Below are 16,971 nucleotides of genomic sequence, written 5' to 3'. Positions count from 1 at the left end.
TGTCAGGCATCCTTCATCTGGAACACTTCGATGCCGACCGAGTGGCAATCGGGATAAACGTCGGGCTTCTCGGTCGACACGCCCACGGCTCGCACGCGCGGATGCGCCAGCAGCGCACGCGCGACGTCGTCGCAAAGGGTTTCCTGCAAATGGATATGGCCTTGCCCCACGCGCTTGGCGATGGTCTCGCGCATGAAGTCATAGTCGACGACTTCGTCGAGCTTGTCTTCCGTGGGCGTGCTGTCGGCCAGCGGCACAAACAACTGCACGTTGATGAGCACGCGCTGCTCGCCACGCTTTTCGTAATCGTGCACGCCGATATTGATGAACACTTCGTAGTCGCGCAGGAACATGCGACGGCAGTCCATCAGGCGGGGGTGGGAAAGAGCGCTATGCATTTTCAAGACTCGTAATGACAATCAACGAGACCGGTCGGCGTCGGCCGGCTCGGTCAGAAATTTCACGTCTCGCGATGAACTCGCGAGATGCTGCCCGCCGTCGACATACAACACCGTGCCGGTCACGGCAGGCGCCTCGGCCAGATACGCGACGGCCTGAGCGATGTCCTCCGGCGTCGAGGACGCGCCCAACGGCGTTGAGGCATGCGCCGCCGCAAAACCCGCCGGGGTCTGGTCGACGGACAGGAGCGTGACGCCCGGCGCCACGCCGACCACGCGCAAGCGCGGCGCAAACGCCTGCGCCAGCAGCGTGGTGGCGACATCGAGGGCCGCCTTCGACAGCGTGTACGACAGGTAATCGGGGTTCGGATTCGCCAGCTTCTGATCGAGCAGATTGACGACCACCCCGCGCCCCGTCTCCCCGAGCGCAGCGTGCATCTCGCGCGCGAGCACGAGCGGCGCGCCCGCGTTCACACGCATGTGACGCTCCAGCGCCTGATACCCGAAATCGTCGGCGCTATCGTATTCGAAGCGCGACGCATTGTTCACGAGGCAACGAACGACACCGAGCGATTCACGGCAACGGGCGATCAAACCGGCAGTCGCGGCTTCGTCCGCCAGGGACGCCTGCAATGCACATGCGCGGCGCCCGAGCGCCTCAATGGCGGCGACGGTCTCGAGCGCTTCGTCGTGCGAGCGCTCGTAGTGAACCGCAATGTCCCATCCCATGCTCGCCAGCTTCAAGGCAATGGCCCGCCCGATGCGGCGCGCGCCGCCGGTCACGAGCGCCACGCGCGACACGTCTGACGTGCTGGCGCTGTCGCTGGCGGATGCGGGGCGTGGCGTCGATGCAACGGTCATGCGGCGAATTCCTGTCGAATGCCTCTCAGGGGCAGATTGGGGGACGAATTTCGGATGGCTTGGTGCGACACCGACCGTCGCCTGACACTGACGGGAAGCGTTGCCCGCATCGCGCACGCGACGGCAGACATTGCGAAAACTGGCGAAAAACTCGCAAAAAGCATCGAAAACCGGGAAAAATCGGCGCAAAAGTCGTCGATTTTGCCCGCAGACGCGCTTATCTCATCCATCGCAGCCAGTCTGCATCGTCTCCGTTACAATGCCCGCATGAATCAGGTCGCACCGAAACCCCATAGTTTACCCGTTCCGGAGACGGACGCGCTCGAACACTCGCGCCGCCTCACGGCTTACCTTGCCGACGCCATCGCAGCAAGCGGCGGCTGGCTGCCGTTCGATCGCTTCATGGAACTGGCGCTGTACGCCCCCGGCCTCGGCTATTACGCCGCCGGGGCGGCCAAGTTCGGGCGCCTCGCCGCCGACGGCAGCGACTTCGTCACCGCGCCGGAGCTCACGCCTTTCTTTGCCCGTACGCTGGCTCGCCAGCTCGGCGAGATCTTCGAGCAGACCGGCGACGCCCGCGTACTGGAGTTCGGTGCGGGGTCGGGGCGACTCGCCGCCGATCTTCTGCTCGCGCTCGAGGCCGAAGGCACGCCATGCGAGCAGTACTCGATCATGGAGCTCTCCGGCGAGCTTCGCGCACGCCAGCGCGACACCATCGAGAAGGCGGCGCCGCATCTGCTCGATCGCGTCACGTGGCTCGACCAGTTGCCTGACGCCTTTCACGGCGTGATGCTCGGCAACGAAGTGCTCGACGCCATGCCGGTGCGGCTGTGGGCGCGCCGTCCGGATGAAAAAGGTCAGCCGCACTGGTTCGAGCGCGGCGTCGTCCTCACGCAGGAGGGCTTCGCATGGGAGGAACGTCTTTACACCGGGCCGCTGCCCGATGCCCTCACCGCGCTCGACGACCTGCCGCCGACACAGGAATATCTGACGGAAACCCATGAAGCGGGCGCCGCGTTCGTGCGCAGCGTGGCGCCGTTGCTCGCACGCGGTGTGCTGCTGCTGATCGACTACGGTTTTCCGGCGCGCGAGTATTACCATGCCCAACGCGCGGGCGGCACGCTCATGTGCCATTACCGTCACCATGCGCACGACGACCCGTTTTACTACCCGGGCTTGCAGGACATCACCGCGCACGTCGAGTTTTCGGGCATTGCCGACGCGGGCGTGGAAGCCGGCCTCGATCTGCTGGGGTTCACCTCGCAAGCGCGCTTCCTGATGAACGCGGGCATCGTCGATCTGATGAGCGCGCTCGATCCGACCGACCCGAAGACGTTCCTGCCGGCGGCTTCTGCCGCGCAGAAGCTGCTGTCCGAGGCGGAGATGGGCGAATTGTTCAAGGTCATCGCCTTCGGGCGGGGCATGGACGAATGGGCCGGGCTCATCGGCTTCGCCAACGGCGACCGTAGCCACGCCCTCTGATTCTCCACCCCCACAGCCCCACCACCGAGAGGCCGCCGATGTTTCGCTGGATGTTCACCATCTTCTTCGCGATCTGCGTCCTCTCGGCGGCCGCGCCGTGGCTCACCAAGCTCGGCATCGGTCGTCTGCCTGGCGACGTGCGTCTGCGCTGGCGCGGCAAGGAGATGGTCTTTCCCTTCGCCTCGACCGTGTTGCTTTCGCTCGTTTTCAACCTGCTGATCCGCCTGCTGTAAGCCCGCCCTCCTCGTGCCCGCGGGCGCGTCGCAACACCTGTTGCAGCATTGACGGCCGCAGCACGCGCTCGCGACATCGCCTCCGATTTGCCCCTCGATTTGCCTCTCGATTTGCCTCTTTCCCACTGCTGAGCGCCCGCGAAGCAACGGTTTGCGCCGTCCCCAGCGCTCGTCACGCGGAGCGTGCGCCGTCACGTCCGGTCATCTGTTTCGGTGCGTCCCGTTTTTCAGGGTTAACAACGATTTGATCATTTGTTGCAAAAAAATTACTATGAAACAAATGATTCAGAAGTGAATCACGAGAAGACCATTTTCAGGAGCAGGACATGATCAAGATGCAGTTGACCGGGGTGATGCGTGGCGTACTGGGTGTAGCAATGACATTGGCCGCCGGTGCGGCGCTGGCTCAGGGCGCATCGGAGACGCTGCAGAAGATCGACAGCAGCGGCGTGATCTCGATCGGCCATCGCGAAACGTCGATTCCGTTCTCGTACTACGACAACAACCAGAAAGTCGTCGGTTACTCGCAGGACCTGTGCAACAAGGTCGTCGACGCCGTAAAGACCCGCCTGAAAAAGCCCGACCTGCAAGTGCGCTTCATTCCCGTCACGTCGCAAAACCGCATCGCCCTCGTGCAGAACGGCACGGTGGACATTGAATGCGGCGTGACGACGAACCTCAAGGCGCGTCAGGCGCAGGTCAACTTCTCGAACACGTTCTTCGTGGCCGGCACGCGCCTGCTCGTGAACAAGAACGGCGCCGTGAAAGACTTCCCGGATCTCGCGGGCAAGTCCGTGGTGACGAACGCGGGCACGACCTCGGAGCGCATCCTGAGCAAGATGAACAACGAGAAGAAGATGAACATGAACGTGATCTCGGGCAAGGATTACGGCGAGTCGTTCGTCATGCTCCAGAGCGGGCGCGTGCAGGCATTCATGATGGACGACGTGCTGCTCGCCGGCGCGCGCACCATGGGCCGCAACCCGGATGACTGGGTCGTGACCGGCACGCCGCAATCGTTCGAAGCCTATGGTTTCATGATGAAACACGGCGACGCCGAGTTCAAAAAGCTCGTGGACGACACGCTCGCCGGCGTGATGAAGAGCGGCGAGATCAACGCGATGTACAAGAAGTGGTTCGAAACGCCGGTGCCGCCGAAGAACATCAACTTCAACTTCCCGATGAGCGAGCAGCTCAAGCAGCTTTACGCCAATCCGAACGACAAGGCGTTCGAGTGAGACTGCCGAACGACTGATCACCGGGCGGTTGCCCGGTGACAGGCGAAGGAAAACGCGAGGGCGTGCACGGATTCGAGAATCCGGCACGCCCCTCGGTCATTCGTTTCCGGTCACTCGCCCTCGCCCCGCAGACCGGCCGCTTCAACCGCATCGATTCTTGCCGCTTGCACGGCGTCCCGAATTCTTGCGGGTTGGTCGGCGTACTGACGCGCCACCGCCCCCGCGTCGATGCTTCGCGCCGCGTCGAGCGCCGCCATCAGCCGTTCGCGCTGCGGGTACGGCGCCGTGGCGAACTCACCGCCTCGCCCACGCGCATCGGCCTCGCAGGCTTGCAGCACTTCGACGAAGCGCTCGGGTTTGCGCAGCGCATCGCACCGCTCCAGCAGACGTACCAGCGCGCCAGCACCGAACTTCAGGCTCGCATGAATATTGCCGTGCTCGCGAGCCACGACCTGCGCCAGCTCGCGGCAGTCGACCGGCACGCGAAGGCGCGCGCACAACGGACCGAGCAATCCGACGCTGCGCCCCTCGTGTCCGATGTGACGCGGCAGTACGTCTTCCGGTGTCGTACCCTTGCCGAGATCGTGCGTGAGCGCCGCGAAGCGCACCGGCAGCGAAAAACCCCGTGTCGCGGCGTAATCGAGCACCATCATCACGTGCACACCGGTATCCACTTCCGGGTGATATTCGGGGCGTTGCGGCACGCCCCACAGGCGGGCGACCTCCGGCAAGATGCGCTCAAGCGCGCCTGCGGCACGCAACACCTCAAACATGCGCGACGGCCGATGCTCCATCAGGCCACGCGAAATCTCCTGCCAGACGCGCTCGGGCACCAGCGCGTCCACCTCGCCGTTGGCCGTCATCGCCTGCATGAGCGCCAGCGTCTGCGGCGCGACATGAAAGTCGGTGAAGCGCGCGGCGAAGCGACCGCACCGAAGAATCCGCACGGGATCTTCCGCGAACGCCTCGCCGACATGGCGGAACAACCGCGCCTCCAGATCGCGCTTGCCACCATAAGGGTCGACGAGGACATCGGACAGACTGTCGTCCGGCAGCACTTCGCGCGCCATGGCGTTGATCGTGAAATCGCGTCGGATCAGATCCTCTTCAAGCGTGACTTCCGGAGCGAAATAGAACGAGAAGCCGTGATAGCCGCGCGCGGTCTTGCGTTCGGTACGGGCGAGGGCGTACTCGGCCTGGGTTTTCGGATGGAGGAACACGGGAAAGTCGCGCCCGACCGGGCGAAAGCCTTTCGCGACCATTTCCTCCGGGGTCGCCCCGACCACGACATAGTCGCGATCCTTGACGGGCAGCCCCAGCATCTCGTCGCGAATGGCGCCTCCAACGGCGTAGATCTTCATGGACGCACGTCGTAGAAAGCGATGCTTTGCGTCTCGGCGCGCCCGCCTGCGACCCATGCCTGCACCGCCGGCACTTCGCGAATGCGATCGGCGTAGGCCTGCGCGTGAGCGGACAACGTCGGCTCGAACGTCGCGAATCGCATCACGACCGGCGCGTAGAACGCGTCGGCAATCGAGAAATCCCCGAACAGGAACGGGCCTTCGTAGCGCGCGAGGCAATCCTCCCAGATCGCCTCGATGCGCCGCACGTCCGCGAGCACTTCCGGTGTGGCGCTCGCGCCCGGCCAGTGCGCCGCCACGTTCATCCACATGTTCGTGCGCAACGCCGTGAAGCCGCTATGCATCTCCGCGCAGACGCTGCGGGCGTGCGCGCGCGTGCCAAGCGATTTCGGCCAGAGGGGGAGGTGCGCATAGGCGTCGGCCAGATACTCGCAGATCGCGAGCGAGTCCCACACGGTAATGCCGTTGTCGATCAGACAGGGAACTTTGCCCGTGGGCGAATACCGCAAGATCTGCTCGCGCGAGTCCTGCTGCGCCAGCCACACATTCTTTTCTTCGAAGGCGATGCCGAAATGCTTGAGCAGCACCCACGGGCGCATCGACCATGAGGAGTATTTTTTGTTGGCGATGATGAGTTGCATGAGGGCTTTCCTTGCTCGCGCGGCACCGGGGTGTCGCGCGTTTCCATTGATTTATCGAGAGGGACTACGCATGACGATGGCGATGACGATGACGACGGCGACGGCGATCGCACAGTCGCAACGTCAGTAGTGCCCATCACGCCGATCGCGCCGATCACGCCAGTCGCTCGGATAATGGCGGGCGTCGAACGTCTGAATCCGAACGCCGGGACCCCACCGTCAGCGACCATCGGCGATCGTCAGCGACCGGCGAAACGCCGATAGTCCGCCATCCGCTTTTCCCAGTTGCCGCCGTTGAGATAGTCGACGGCGATCTCCAGGCCGTTCGGCGTGAGACCCAGTTCCGGCGCCAGCGGGCCGGTCATGACGTTGTCCACCGTCATCGAGTCGAGGTTGTCGCGTGTGATGATCGGCTCGCCGGGCAACTTCTCGAAGATCACGGCCTGAAGTCGCGCCGTGCTGTCCGGCAACGGCAGAATCGGTCGCTCGCAACCGCAGGCTGCACCGGCGAAGCGCACCAGTTCTTCCAACGTATAAACGTCCGGCCCGCCAAGCTCGTAAGTCTTGCCCACGGTGGCATCGTTGTCTAGCGACTGGGCGAACGCCTGCGCCACGTCCGTGACATACACCGGCTGAAACCGCGCCTTCGCGCTCGCCAGCGGCACGATGGGCAAACGGCGTTGCAGCTTCGCAAACGTGTTCAGGAAGTTGTCGCCGGGGCCGAACACAACGGACGGACGGAAGATCGTGGCAGCAATGCCCGTCTCCCGAATCGCCACTTCGCCATCGCCTTTCGAGCGCTGATACATGCTCGGACCGCTCGAATCGGCGCCGAGCGCGCTCATGTGAAGCACGCGCGCGATACCGCGATCCGAGCAAGCCTGAGCAATCTTGCGCGGCAGCTCGACGTGCGCACGCGCAAAGGCGCGACCGTAAGGCGTGCCACGATCGCCATGCAGAATGCCGACGAGATTGATGACGGCGTCGCTGCCGGCGATCACGCGCTCCAGCGCGCGCGGGTCGTGCACGTCGCATTCGACGAGTTCCACGCCGGGCAGCACGGCGAGCGCCTTGGCGGCCTCGACACGACGAGTCGGTAACCGCACGACATGCCCCATCGTCACCAGTCTCGCTACCAGATGGCTGCCGATGAAGCCGGTGCCTCCGACGACACAAACGTTATAGCGCATGCGTCACCTCCGCGTTATGACCATGGGTTCGCGGCCCCGACCGCTGCCCCCGTCACTGGGGCAGGATTACGCCGAGCCGCTCCTTGAGCGATTGCGGACGGCCCGTGATGATGGCCGAGTAATACGTGGTGTTCGACAACACGTTCTCGACATACTGACGCGTCTCGTTGAACGGAATCGTCTCCGCGAAGATCGCGCCCTCGACCGGACGGTCGAGCGTAGAGCGCCACGTACGCGGACGCCCCGGACCTGCGTTGTAACCGGCAGATGCCAGCACGGCCGATCCGTCGAACTGATTGTAGATACCCGACAGATAGCTCGTGCCCAGACGGATGTTGGTGTCGATGTCGTGCATCATGCCCGGGCTGTAGTCCATGCCGATCTGCTTGGCGACCATCTTGGCCGTCGCCGGCATGACCTGCATCAGACCGCCGGCGCCAGCCGACGAGCGGGCATTGATGATGAAACGCGACTCCTGGCGGATCAGGCCGTAGGCCCACGCTTCGTCCAGATCGACGCTCTTGGAGAAGCGGTCGACCTTGTCGCGGAACGGCATCAGATAGCGCAGCGTGAAGTCATGCTCCACCTTCGTACGATCCGCCGTGTTCACGGCGCGGTCGAACAGTTCGATGCCGTTGGCGTACTGCGCGGCGGCGATCAGCTGACGGTCGGTCATGTTGCGCAATTCCCAGTTCCACTCGCGGTTGCCTTCGAAACGCAGGCCCAGGTCGTAGAACTTCGCCGCGCGCAGGAAGCCGGGGTTGGAACGGTTCGCGTCGATTTCGGCTTGCGTGACGGTGGTGCGCGGCGGCAGCGCCGTCTTGTTGCCGAGTTCTTCGTTCGCGAGTTGCCCGTAGAAATTCGGTTGCGAGGCAATTTTCTGGAACTGTGCACGGGCGGCATCCGCTTGTCCCGCTTCGCGCAGCGCGCGGCCGTACCAGTAAGTCCACACGCCGTCGTCGCGCAATGCGGCGGGCATTGCTTCGATACCGGTACGCACGAGATTCCAGTCGCCTGCGCGCAGCGCCGCACGGATCTTCCACTCCTGCGCCGTGTTGGAGAGCTTGGCGTTGCCTGCCTGGCGATACCAGTTGATCGCCATCGGGTTCTGCGACAACGCGCCGCGCATGCCGATCGCGCCCCAACCGATGGCGCGCTCGTCCTGCGACAGGCTGCCGGCGATGCTGCCGAAATTGCTCGCGGCCAGCATGGCGTCCGAGCGGGCCATGCGAACGGTGGCGAGCAGCGCGAGCTGGCGCGACGCCTCCGAGCCGTCCACGCCGCGCGCGAGAATCTGTGCCGGGCGCGTGGCCGCCATATCGAGCAGGGTGTCGTCCGGACGTGCGGCGCCCAGCGCATCGGCAATCTGCTTGCCAAGCGAGGTGTAGTTCTCTTCGTAGGCCAGGCGAATCTGATGCCAGACTTCCTTGCGCGGCAACTGACCGCTCGCCGCCAGCGTATTGATCATGTCGACGCAACCGTCGCCGTAGTACTTCGGCGTGGTCAGCAAATCGATGGCCGCCTGCGTCACGTTCTCGCCACGCGAGGCGCGCGACATCAGCGCATAGCACTTGACCTGGGTATCGTCGTCGAGGACGAACTTCGGATACTGCGCGTCGAACGTTTGCCAGTCGTGCCGCTTACCCAGCGAAAGCAGCCAGTCGTTGCGCAGGCGATCAGCGATGGCCTGACCGTCGTACGTGCGCAGGAAGGCGCGAATTTCGTCGTCGGGCGTGTCGATCAGCGCCTTGCCCGAGCGATCGAACATGCGTGACTTGATCTGGAAGTACTGGACGTACGACGGCACGTCGTAGTCGGAGAGCATGGCGGCGAGCGCGGCGACACGCGGCGTATCGTTGCTGCGGGCAGCGTCACGCAGCTGGACGAAGATGTCATCCGGCGAGCGCTGCGAAAGCGCGTCGGCAGACGTTGCCGAGCGGCTTGCCGCCGTCTGCGCCTTGGGACGGCCGGTCGCCTCGGTCGTGCTGCATGCCACCAGCGTTACGGCAGTCAGGGCAAGCGCGGCGGCGCGATATACTCGGGTCAAACGTTCGGACATCTTCGGGAGCGTCGGGTAAAAAGTGAATTCAAGCATAGCACGGGACCCCGCCCAATCGGCGGCCCAGACGTCGGGAAATGAGGCGGATGCAACGCCCGCGAAAGCCCGGCTGCGCAAGGCGTTGCTCGAAGCTCGCAGCACCCTCGAAGGGCGTGCCGCGCGCGACGCCGCGCTCGCCCTGCGGCTCGCCGACGAACTGGCTCGCCGCGCGCCGCGCTGCGTCGGGTTCTACTGGCCGATTCAGGGGGAATTCGACGCCCGCGCCGTCGTCGCCGACTGGCTCGCACAGGCCGACGCCGATGCGGTGACAACAGGTCGCCCGGCGGCTCGGCAGGCCGCCCTGCCCGTCGTCACCGCACCGGCGGCGCCGCTCGTCTTCCACCGCTGGACACCGGACACCCCCATGATGGAAGGCCGCTATCGCATTCCGGTGCCGCGCGAGACCGAAGTGCTGGTGCCCGACCTGCTGCTGGTGCCGTGTGTGGGCTTCACGCGCGACGGCCTGCGCCTCGGCTACGGTGGCGGCTTTTACGACCGCACGCTCCATTCGATGGCACCTGCACCGCAAACGCTCGGCATCGCGTACGATGTCCTCGAAATCGAACATCTCAGCGCCGAAGCGCATGATCTGGCGCTCGACGCCATCGTGACGGAATCCGCCACCTTTGCGCGCCATCCGGCGGGCGTCTGCCGCAATCCACGCTAATCCATGACAACGCTCAAGATTCTGCCGCTCGGCGACAGTGCGCTCGTGTGCGAAGCCGGCACCACTTCCACGTCGGCTACGCTCGCCACACAACGCCGCGTCTGGCACGTCGCGGCGCTCGCCCGCGACTGGCCCGACGTGCGGGAGGTCGTGCCGGGCATGAACAATCTCACGCTGCTCTTCGACCCGCTCGCCACCGACATCGAGGTGCTGGGTGAGCGTCTGCGCGACGCGTGGCAAACCCAGCCGGCGGCGGGCGAAGTGGGACGCGACATCGAGATCCCGGTTCACTACGGCGGCAAACACGGCCCCGATCTCGCAGACGTCGCCAAACACGCGCGCCTGCAACCGAAGACGGTCGTGCAACGCCACACGGCGCCGGAATACGTCGTCTACTTCCTGGGATTCCAGCCGGGCTTTGCCTATCTGGGCGGCCTCGACGATTCGATTGCCGCGCCGCGCCGCGCCGAACCCCGGCTGTCGGTGCCCGCCGGGTCCGTTGGCATCGGCGGCAATCAGACGGGCATCTACCCACTCAATTCGCCCGGCGGCTGGCAGATCATCGGCCACGCCACGAGCGCCCTGTTCGACCCCGCCGCGAACCCGCCCGCCCTCCTGGCGCCGGGTGACCGCGTGCGCTTCACCATCGCGAGTCTCGACCTGTGATCGAAATCCAGCGTGCCGGCCTGCTCACCACGGTGCAGGATCTGGGCCGACCCCGTCAGCGCGAATTCGGCGTTGCCAGTGGCGGCGCCCTCGATCCGCTCGCCTGTGCCGTCGCCAACCGTCTCGTCGGCAACGACCTGAACGCCGCCACCCTCGAAATCACGATGGGAACGTGCGTGATGCGCTTCACGTCCGCCACCCTCGTCTCGCTGACCGGCGCGGACTGTCATGCGGATCTGGACGGCACGCCCGTGTGGTCGTGGTGGCGGTTCCCCGTCGCACGCGGCCAGACCTTGACGCTACGCCCGTCGCGCTTCGGCATGCGCACGTACCTTGCCGTGGCAGGCGGCATCGACGTGCCCGAGACGCTCGGCTCACGCAGCACCGACCTGAGCGCTGCGTTCGGCGGCTTCGAGGGACGCGCGCTGCGCGATGGGGACCGCGTCGCCATCGGGCATCCGAGCGCCGCCGCGCGCAACGCCGAACCGCTGGGCGTTCGCCCGCCGCTATGGTTGTCCGACCCGCTGGCGCATCGCGTGCGCGTGCTGCCCGGCCCCGAGTACGACGACTTCACCGCCGCCACGCACAAGAGCTTCTGGGAGAACCCCTGGCAGGTCACGCCCAACAGCAACCGCATGGGCTACCGCCTCTCGGGTCCCGAGCCGCTCGCGCGCAAGAAGAACCGCCTGCACGACCTGCTCTCGCACGGCGTACTGCCGGGTGTGATTCAGGTGCCGCCATCGGGGCAACCCATCATTTTGCTGGCCGACGCGCAAACGACAGGCGGGTATCCGAAGATCGGCGTGGTGATCAGTGCGGATCTGTGGCGTCTGGGACAGGCACGGCTCGGCAGCACGCTCTACTTTTCGGAATGCACCCCCGCCGAGGCTCGGGAAGCGCTGCGCGAGCAACTGCGCTATCTTGACCAGATCGAGCGCGCGCTCGCCTGGCACGACCGCGGCATTCTGCATTCGCCGAAGATCCCGGCCATCACGCGCCAACGTGCGTGAGCCGGCGTCGACAGAGATGGCGGTGTTTGCGCAGGAGAACTCATGACGAAGATTGACCTGAATGTCGACCTCGGAGAAGGTTGCGATTACGACGAAGCGCTGCTCGCGCTCGTGAGCTCGGCCAACGTGGCGTGCGGCTGGCACGCGGGCGATGCGGGCACGATGCAGCAGGTCGTGCGCTGGGCACTGGAGAACGGTGTCGCCATCGGCGCGCATCCCAGCTTTCCCGATCGCGAGAATTTCGGACGCACCGAAATGCAACTACCGCTCGACGAAATTCGTGCGGGCATGCTGTATCAGATCGGCGCCCTCGCCGCGCTGGTGCGCGCACAGGGTGGCTGGCTCTCGCATGTCAAACCGCACGGTGCGCTATACAACCAGGCGGCGCGCGACCCGGCATTGGCCGAAACACTGGTCGAAGCCATTCGCGCGTTCGATACCGATCTTGCCGTCTTCGGGTTGGCGGGCGGTGAAATGGTGAAGGCGGCCCGCGCGGCCGGCATGACGGCCGTCGAGGAAGTGTTCGCCGATCGTGGGTACAACCCCGACGGCTCGCTCGTCAAACGCGGCACGCCGGGTGCGCTGATCGAACGGGAAGAAGAGGCGCTGGCACAAACGTTGATGATGGTCAGAGAGCAGCGTGTTCGCGCCATCGACGGCACGTTCGTGCCGATTCAGGCGCAAACCGTTTGCCTGCACGGCGATGGCGAACACGCGCTGGAATTCGCGAGGCGCATTCGCAGCTTCCTGCTCGATGAAGGCATCGAGATCGCGCCGGTGCGATAGATCGAATCGGGTCCGATCGGGTCGCGTCGGGTCGCGTCGGGTCGCTTCGGGTCGAATCGGCAAACACACCGCACCAACGAAAAACGCCGTCCGGGGTCTCCCGGACGGCGTTTTCGCATGACGTCATCGCGATGGCGCCAATGCCGTTGCTTATGCCATTGCTTATGCCGTCTCGCGAATGGCTTGCGCCACGATGCCGAACAGTTCGTCGATCTGCGCTTCGCTGATGATGAGCGGCGGCGAGAACGCCAGGATATCGCCCGTGTAGCGGATGAGTGCGCCCCGCTCGAAGCACTTCACGAAAATCTCATGCGCCCGCGCGCCCGGCTTGCCGTCGCGCGTTGCCAGTTCGATTCCGCCGACCATCCCCAGATTGCGAATGTCGACGACGTTCGGCAGGTCGCGCAGGCCGTGAATCGTCTTCTCGAAATGCGGCGCGAGCTTGGCAGCGCGCTCGAACAGCCCCTCGCTTTTGTAGAGGTCGAGCGCCGCGCACGCCGCAGCGGCAGCCAGGGGATGGCCCGAGTACGTGTAGCCGTGGAAGAACTCGATCGCGCCCGTGTTGCCGGCGTCGACGATCGTGTCGTGCACGCTGGTCTTCACGGCCACGGCGCCCATCGGCACGGCGGCGTTGTTCACGCCCTTGGCCATCGTGATGATGTCCGGCGTCACGTTGAAGTATTGCGCCGCGAACGGCTTGCCCAGGCGACCGAGGCCGGTAATGACTTCGTCGAAAATCAGCAGGATGCCGTGCTTGTCGCAGATCTCGCGCAGCTTTTGCAGATAGCCTTGCGGCGGCACCAGCACACCGGTGGACCCGGCAAGCGGCTCCACGATCACGGCAGCGATGGTCGAGGCGTCGTGCAGCGTGACGAGACGCTCCAGTTCGTCGGCCAGATGCGCGCCCCATGCGGGCTGTCCCTTCGTGAAGGCGGCTTCCTTGATATTGAGCGTGTGCGGCAGATGATCGACGGCGGGCAGCAACTGGCCCGAATACGCCTTGCGGTTCGGCGAGATGCCGCCTACCGAGATGCCACCGAAGCCCACGCCGTGATAGCCGCGCTCGCGGCCGATAAGGCGCGTGCGCTGGCCTTCGCCACGGGCGCGATGATAGGCAAGCGCGATCTTCAGCGCCGTGTCCACCGATTCCGATCCCGAGTTCGTGAAGAAGATGCGGTCGAGCCCTTGCGGCGTGATCTCGGCGATCTTGGCCGCCGCTTCGAACGCCTTGGGGTGGCCCATCTGGAAGGTCGGTGCGAAGTCCATTTCGCCCGCTTGCTGACGAATCGCCTCGACGATTTCCGTGCGGCAGTGACCGGCGTTCACGCACCAAAGACCTGCGGTGCCGTCGAGGATCTGTCGATTGTCCGACGACGTGTAGTACATGCCCTCGGCGCGGGTGAGCAGGCGCGGCGCGCTCTTGAACTGACGGTTGTTGGTGAACGGCATCCAGAACGCCGTCATGTCGAGATTGAGCGCTTTCATCATGTTCATCGCGGGTCTCCCCAAGGCTGGGTAGGGTTAGGTGGGGTTCGGCAGGGTTGGGCTGGGTTCAGTCAGGTTGTTCCGGCGACGAACGCCGTCACACGGGTAGATGGAACGATGCTACGAGAGGCCGACCGATACAGACATGTACAGTAACGCGGAATATGGTTATTCTGTATCGGTCAATCACCCAAACTGTATTGGCAACAGCCGATGTAGCGGACACCCGGCAATGCCGCGCCCCGTGGGCGCGCACGTGTGTGCCGCGCGCTCGGGATTTACCCGTACACCGTACGCTGTCTGTACTGTTTCGGAGATGGTTTCCCCTCGAATTGCCCTATGGTCCAGCCGCTCGCCTTCTCCCTGAACCGCGCCCAGCCCGAAGCGCTCGTCGATCAGATCGTGCGCGAGGTCGAGCGTGCGCTACAGCGTCAGACGCTGCACGCCGGCATGCGCATGCCGTCGATCCGCTCATTGGCGAAAGCACACGGCATCAGCACGTTCACGGTCGTCGAGGCATATGACCGGCTCGTCGCGCATGGCACGCTGATCGCCCGGCGCGGTGCGGGGTTTTTCGTGGCCGGTGCGGCGGAAGGGCGTGACACACGCACCGCGCATCCCGGCGGAACGCTCGCGATGGGGCCGACCGCGAGCGAGGTCACGAACGCGTGGCTGCTCTCGGAGATCTTCGCCGACGATTCGATCGCGGTGAAAAGCGGTTGCGGCTGGCTCCCCGACAGTTGGCTGGACGAAGACGGGCTGCACGGGGCGTTGCGCTCGCTGTCGAAAGGGCCTGGTGCGCATTTCGCGCATTACGGCCATCCGCACGGGTACGGGCCGTTGCGTCAGTGGCTTACACGTCGGCTCGGCGAGTTGTCCATCGATGCGCCGCCCGAGCAGATCGTGCTCACTCAAGGCGCCACGCAGGCCCTCGACCTGATCGTACGGACTTTACTCAAGCCGGGCGACACGGTGCTGGTCGAAGCGCCCGCGTATTGCAACTTGCTGGCGGTGTTGCGCCTCGCGGGGTTGAACGTCATCGGCATTGCCCGCACGGAAGCGGGACTGGATCTCGCCGCGCTGGAGCAGGCGGCGCAGATGCATCGCCCACGAGCGTTGTTCGTCAACCCGGCGTTGCAGAATCCACTGGGCACGTCGCTGACGCCGGCCTCGGCGCATCGCATTCTGCAATGCGCCGAGCAGCACGATTTCTGGATTGTCGAAGACGACATCTATCGCGAGCTGGCGCCGGCGGGCACACCGTCGTTGGCGGCCATGGACGGGTTGTCACGCGTGATCTACGTTTCGAGTTTTTCGAAGACGATCTCGCCGTCGGTGCGTGTGGGATATCTTGCGTGCTCGCGTGAGATGGCGCATGAAATTGCCCGCAGCAAGATGGTGGCGGGTCTCACGTCCTCGGAGATCAATGAGCGTATCGTGCACGCGATCCTGACCGAAGGCCGTCATCGCAAACACATCGAGCGCCTGTCGGACCGGCTGACGCGCTCGCGCGCGCGATTGATCTCGCAACTGCAATCGCATGGCGTCACATTGCTCGCGCAGCCCGAGGGCGGCATGTTCGTCTGCGGCAGCTTGCCCGACACCGCGCAGCCCGCGCGCGAGCTGGCGGAAGCCGCACTCCTCGAGAGCATCATGCTCGCCCCGGGCGAGTTCTTTCTCGCGCACAACGAACCGTGCCACTGGTTCCGCTTCAACGTCGCGTACTCGGACGACGCACGACTGTTCCGGTTTCTGGAGAAGGCTGCGGCGGGGAAGTGGGTAGCGGGGAAGCGGGCGGCGTGAGGCGAATCGGCACCGTAATGCTCTTGTGCCCTCATGCCCTCATTCACGCGGTCACGCCGAACCGCTCCCGATACGCCACCGGCGTCACTCCGTACTGCCGCTGAAATGCGCGTCGCAGGTTTTGTTCGTCGCCGAATCCCACGCGGGCGGCAATGCGTTTGAGCGGCGCGTCGGAATCGAGCAGCGCAAATCGCGCGGCTTCCAGGCGCATGCGCTCCACCGCCTTCGCCGGGGTCGATCCGGTGCGCGCGAGGTAACTGCGTGCGAATGTCCTCGGGCTCATGTTCGCCTGCTCCGCCAGACGCATCACCGACAAGTCGCCGTCGAGCCGCTGCGACATCCACGCGTGCAGGTCGCCAAACGGCGCGCCGGCCGCCACCTGCTCCTGCAACGGCGGACTGAACTGCGATTGCCCGCCCGCACGCTTGAGGAACACCACGAGCCGACGCGCCGCCTGTAACGCAACATCCACACCGCAATCGTCCTCGATCAACGCCAGCCCGAGATCGATGCCCGCCGTGATCCCGGCAGACGTCCACACCGGATCCTGACGCACGTAAATCGGATCGGACTCGACGATCGCCGCCGGGTAGCACTGTTGCAGCATCGCCGTATCGAGCCAGTGCGTGGTCGCACGGCGTCCGTCCAGCAGCCCCGCAGCGCCGAGAATGAACGCCCCCACGCACACCGAACATACGCGTCGCACCCTCGGCGCATACCCGCGCAACCAGTCGCCCACCGGCCCCGGGACCGCCGGTCGATGGGCCACCGCGCCTCCGACGGCGATCAGCGTATCGACGAGCATGTCGTCGAGCGCGTGCATCGGCTCTGTGTGCAGCGTAATGCCGGAGCCGGTTTCCACCGGACCGCCATGCTCGGATACGACCACGGTCCTGTACGGCGCCTCCTGCCCCCGCTCCGTAAAGTTGCGGATGACGGCGTGAAACGCGTCGAGCGGCCCCGCCAGATCCAGCAACACGAACGGCGGCACGATCAGAAATGCGACGAGACGAGGCTGGCTCATGGGGGTAGCGATGGGCAAACAACACACA

Annotated in this window: 16 protein-coding genes; 8 read left to right on the top strand and 8 right to left on the bottom strand. The window is 65.0% G+C overall.

Features of this window, described 5'->3' with window-relative positions:
- Positions 1-2: 2 nt before the first annotated feature.
- Together PCA31118_RS07330 and PCA31118_RS07325 are read right to left on the bottom strand one after the other, a co-directional pair.
- Positions 3-398: a dihydroneopterin aldolase gene (locus PCA31118_RS07330; protein WP_150624402.1), complete on the bottom strand. Its 396-nt coding sequence runs from the start codon at positions 396-398 to the stop codon at positions 3-5.
- 21 nt (positions 399-419) lie between these two features.
- Entirely contained in the window at positions 420-1,259 is an 840-nt protein-coding gene (locus tag PCA31118_RS07325; RefSeq protein ID WP_174990376.1) for an SDR family oxidoreductase, read from the bottom strand.
- 267 nt (positions 1,260-1,526) lie between these two features.
- On the opposite strand from PCA31118_RS07325, the gene PCA31118_RS07320 reads away from it, so the two are divergent.
- The 3 genes from PCA31118_RS07320 (at position 1,527) to PCA31118_RS07310 (ending at position 4,212) form a co-directional block, all read left to right on the top strand.
- A complete protein-coding gene (locus tag PCA31118_RS07320; protein WP_150624400.1) occupies positions 1,527-2,741 on the top strand; it encodes a class I SAM-dependent methyltransferase in 1,215 nt (404 codons plus the stop codon).
- A 38-nt stretch (positions 2,742-2,779) separates the two neighbouring features.
- A complete protein-coding gene (locus PCA31118_RS07315; RefSeq protein ID WP_044453465.1) occupies positions 2,780-2,974 on the top strand; it encodes a DUF2905 domain-containing protein in 195 nt (64 codons plus the stop codon).
- Between the two features lie 335 nt (positions 2,975-3,309).
- Positions 3,310-4,212, top strand: a complete 903-nt coding sequence (locus PCA31118_RS07310; protein ID WP_150625166.1) for a glutamate/aspartate ABC transporter substrate-binding protein — start codon at positions 3,310-3,312, stop codon at positions 4,210-4,212.
- A gap of 110 nt (positions 4,213-4,322) precedes the next feature.
- On the opposite strand, the gene PCA31118_RS07305 is transcribed toward PCA31118_RS07310, so the two are convergent.
- The 4 genes from PCA31118_RS07305 to PCA31118_RS07290 form a co-directional block, all read right to left on the bottom strand.
- On the bottom strand, positions 4,323-5,573 hold the full coding sequence (locus tag PCA31118_RS07305) for a multifunctional CCA addition/repair protein (protein WP_150624398.1): 1,251 nt from the start codon (positions 5,571-5,573) through the stop codon (positions 4,323-4,325).
- Positions 5,570-6,214, bottom strand: a complete 645-nt coding sequence (locus PCA31118_RS07300) for a glutathione S-transferase family protein (protein ID WP_150624396.1) — start codon at positions 6,212-6,214, stop codon at positions 5,570-5,572. Before PCA31118_RS07300 ends, PCA31118_RS07305 begins: the two co-directional genes overlap by 4 nt.
- Positions 6,215-6,453: 239 nt before the next feature.
- Complete coding sequence (locus PCA31118_RS07295) at positions 6,454-7,404, bottom strand: complex I NDUFA9 subunit family protein (protein ID WP_150624394.1); 951 nt, start codon at positions 7,402-7,404, stop codon at positions 6,454-6,456.
- A 52-nt stretch (positions 7,405-7,456) separates the two neighbouring features.
- A complete protein-coding gene (locus PCA31118_RS07290) occupies positions 7,457-9,463 on the bottom strand; it encodes a lytic transglycosylase domain-containing protein (protein ID WP_150624392.1) in 2,007 nt (668 codons plus the stop codon).
- 22 nt (positions 9,464-9,485) lie between these two features.
- On the opposite strand from PCA31118_RS07290, the gene PCA31118_RS07285 reads away from it, so the two are divergent.
- From PCA31118_RS07285 to pxpA, 4 genes are read left to right on the top strand one after another with little or no spacing between them, the layout of a single operon-like run.
- Positions 9,486-10,169, top strand: a complete 684-nt coding sequence (locus PCA31118_RS07285) for a 5-formyltetrahydrofolate cyclo-ligase (protein ID WP_343043266.1) — start codon at positions 9,486-9,488, stop codon at positions 10,167-10,169.
- Positions 10,170-10,172: 3 nt separating this feature from the next.
- The gene (pxpB, locus tag PCA31118_RS07280; RefSeq protein ID WP_150624390.1) at positions 10,173-10,835 is read left to right on the top strand and encodes a 5-oxoprolinase subunit PxpB; all 663 of its coding nucleotides are present in this window, start codon (positions 10,173-10,175) and stop codon (positions 10,833-10,835) included.
- Positions 10,832-11,845, top strand: a complete 1,014-nt coding sequence (locus PCA31118_RS07275) for a 5-oxoprolinase subunit C family protein (protein WP_150624388.1) — start codon at positions 10,832-10,834, stop codon at positions 11,843-11,845. Before pxpB ends, PCA31118_RS07275 begins: the two co-directional genes overlap by 4 nt.
- A 42-nt stretch (positions 11,846-11,887) precedes the next feature.
- Complete coding sequence (gene pxpA, locus PCA31118_RS07270; RefSeq protein WP_150624386.1) at positions 11,888-12,631, top strand: 5-oxoprolinase subunit PxpA; 744 nt, start codon at positions 11,888-11,890, stop codon at positions 12,629-12,631.
- Between the two features lie 162 nt (positions 12,632-12,793).
- On the opposite strand, the gene aptA is transcribed toward pxpA, so the two are convergent.
- On the bottom strand, positions 12,794-14,125 hold the full coding sequence (gene aptA, locus PCA31118_RS07265; protein ID WP_150624384.1) for an omega-aminotransferase AptA: 1,332 nt from the start codon (positions 14,123-14,125) through the stop codon (positions 12,794-12,796).
- Between the two features lie 330 nt (positions 14,126-14,455).
- Here aptA and PCA31118_RS07260 point away from each other — a divergent pair, with 330 nt between their 5' ends.
- Positions 14,456-15,919: an aminotransferase-like domain-containing protein gene (locus tag PCA31118_RS07260; protein ID WP_150624382.1), complete on the top strand. Its 1,464-nt coding sequence runs from the start codon at positions 14,456-14,458 to the stop codon at positions 15,917-15,919.
- Between the two features lie 43 nt (positions 15,920-15,962).
- Here the strand turns inward: PCA31118_RS07260 and PCA31118_RS07255 are convergent, their stop codons facing one another.
- Complete coding sequence (locus PCA31118_RS07255) at positions 15,963-16,943, bottom strand: GlxA family transcriptional regulator (protein WP_150624380.1); 981 nt, start codon at positions 16,941-16,943, stop codon at positions 15,963-15,965.
- Positions 16,944-16,971: the final 28 nt, after the last annotated feature.

The organism is Pandoraea captiosa (assembly GCF_902459775.1).
Lineage (GTDB): Bacteria > Pseudomonadota > Gammaproteobacteria > Burkholderiales > Burkholderiaceae > Pandoraea > Pandoraea captiosa.
The sequence above is the reverse complement of the archived record's forward strand: the minus strand, read 5'-3'. Positions and strand labels throughout refer to the sequence as shown.

Coding starts and splice junctions, on each gene's coding strand:
- PCA31118_RS07330 (WP_150624402.1), bottom strand. CDS start 398: ATGCATAGCGCTCTTTCCCACCCCCGCCTGATGGACTGCCGTCGCATG.
- PCA31118_RS07325 (WP_174990376.1), bottom strand. CDS start 1,259: ATGACCGTTGCATCGACGCCACGCCCCGCATCCGCCAGCGACAGCGCC.
- PCA31118_RS07320 (WP_150624400.1), top strand. CDS start 1,527: ATGAATCAGGTCGCACCGAAACCCCATAGTTTACCCGTTCCGGAGACG.
- PCA31118_RS07315 (WP_044453465.1), top strand. CDS start 2,780: ATGTTTCGCTGGATGTTCACCATCTTCTTCGCGATCTGCGTCCTCTCG.
- PCA31118_RS07310 (WP_150625166.1), top strand. CDS start 3,310: ATGCAGTTGACCGGGGTGATGCGTGGCGTACTGGGTGTAGCAATGACA.
- PCA31118_RS07305 (WP_150624398.1), bottom strand. CDS start 5,573: ATGAAGATCTACGCCGTTGGAGGCGCCATTCGCGACGAGATGCTGGGG.
- PCA31118_RS07300 (WP_150624396.1), bottom strand. CDS start 6,214: ATGCAACTCATCATCGCCAACAAAAAATACTCCTCATGGTCGATGCGC.
- PCA31118_RS07295 (WP_150624394.1), bottom strand. CDS start 7,404: ATGCGCTATAACGTTTGTGTCGTCGGAGGCACCGGCTTCATCGGCAGC.
- PCA31118_RS07290 (WP_150624392.1), bottom strand. CDS start 9,463: ATGTCCGAACGTTTGACCCGAGTATATCGCGCCGCCGCGCTTGCCCTG.
- pxpB (WP_150624390.1), top strand. CDS start 10,173: ATGACAACGCTCAAGATTCTGCCGCTCGGCGACAGTGCGCTCGTGTGC.
- pxpA (WP_150624386.1), top strand. CDS start 11,888: ATGACGAAGATTGACCTGAATGTCGACCTCGGAGAAGGTTGCGATTAC.
- aptA (WP_150624384.1), bottom strand. CDS start 14,125: ATGAACATGATGAAAGCGCTCAATCTCGACATGACGGCGTTCTGGATG.
- PCA31118_RS07260 (WP_150624382.1), top strand. CDS start 14,456: ATGGTCCAGCCGCTCGCCTTCTCCCTGAACCGCGCCCAGCCCGAAGCG.
- PCA31118_RS07255 (WP_150624380.1), bottom strand. CDS start 16,943: ATGAGCCAGCCTCGTCTCGTCGCATTTCTGATCGTGCCGCCGTTCGTG.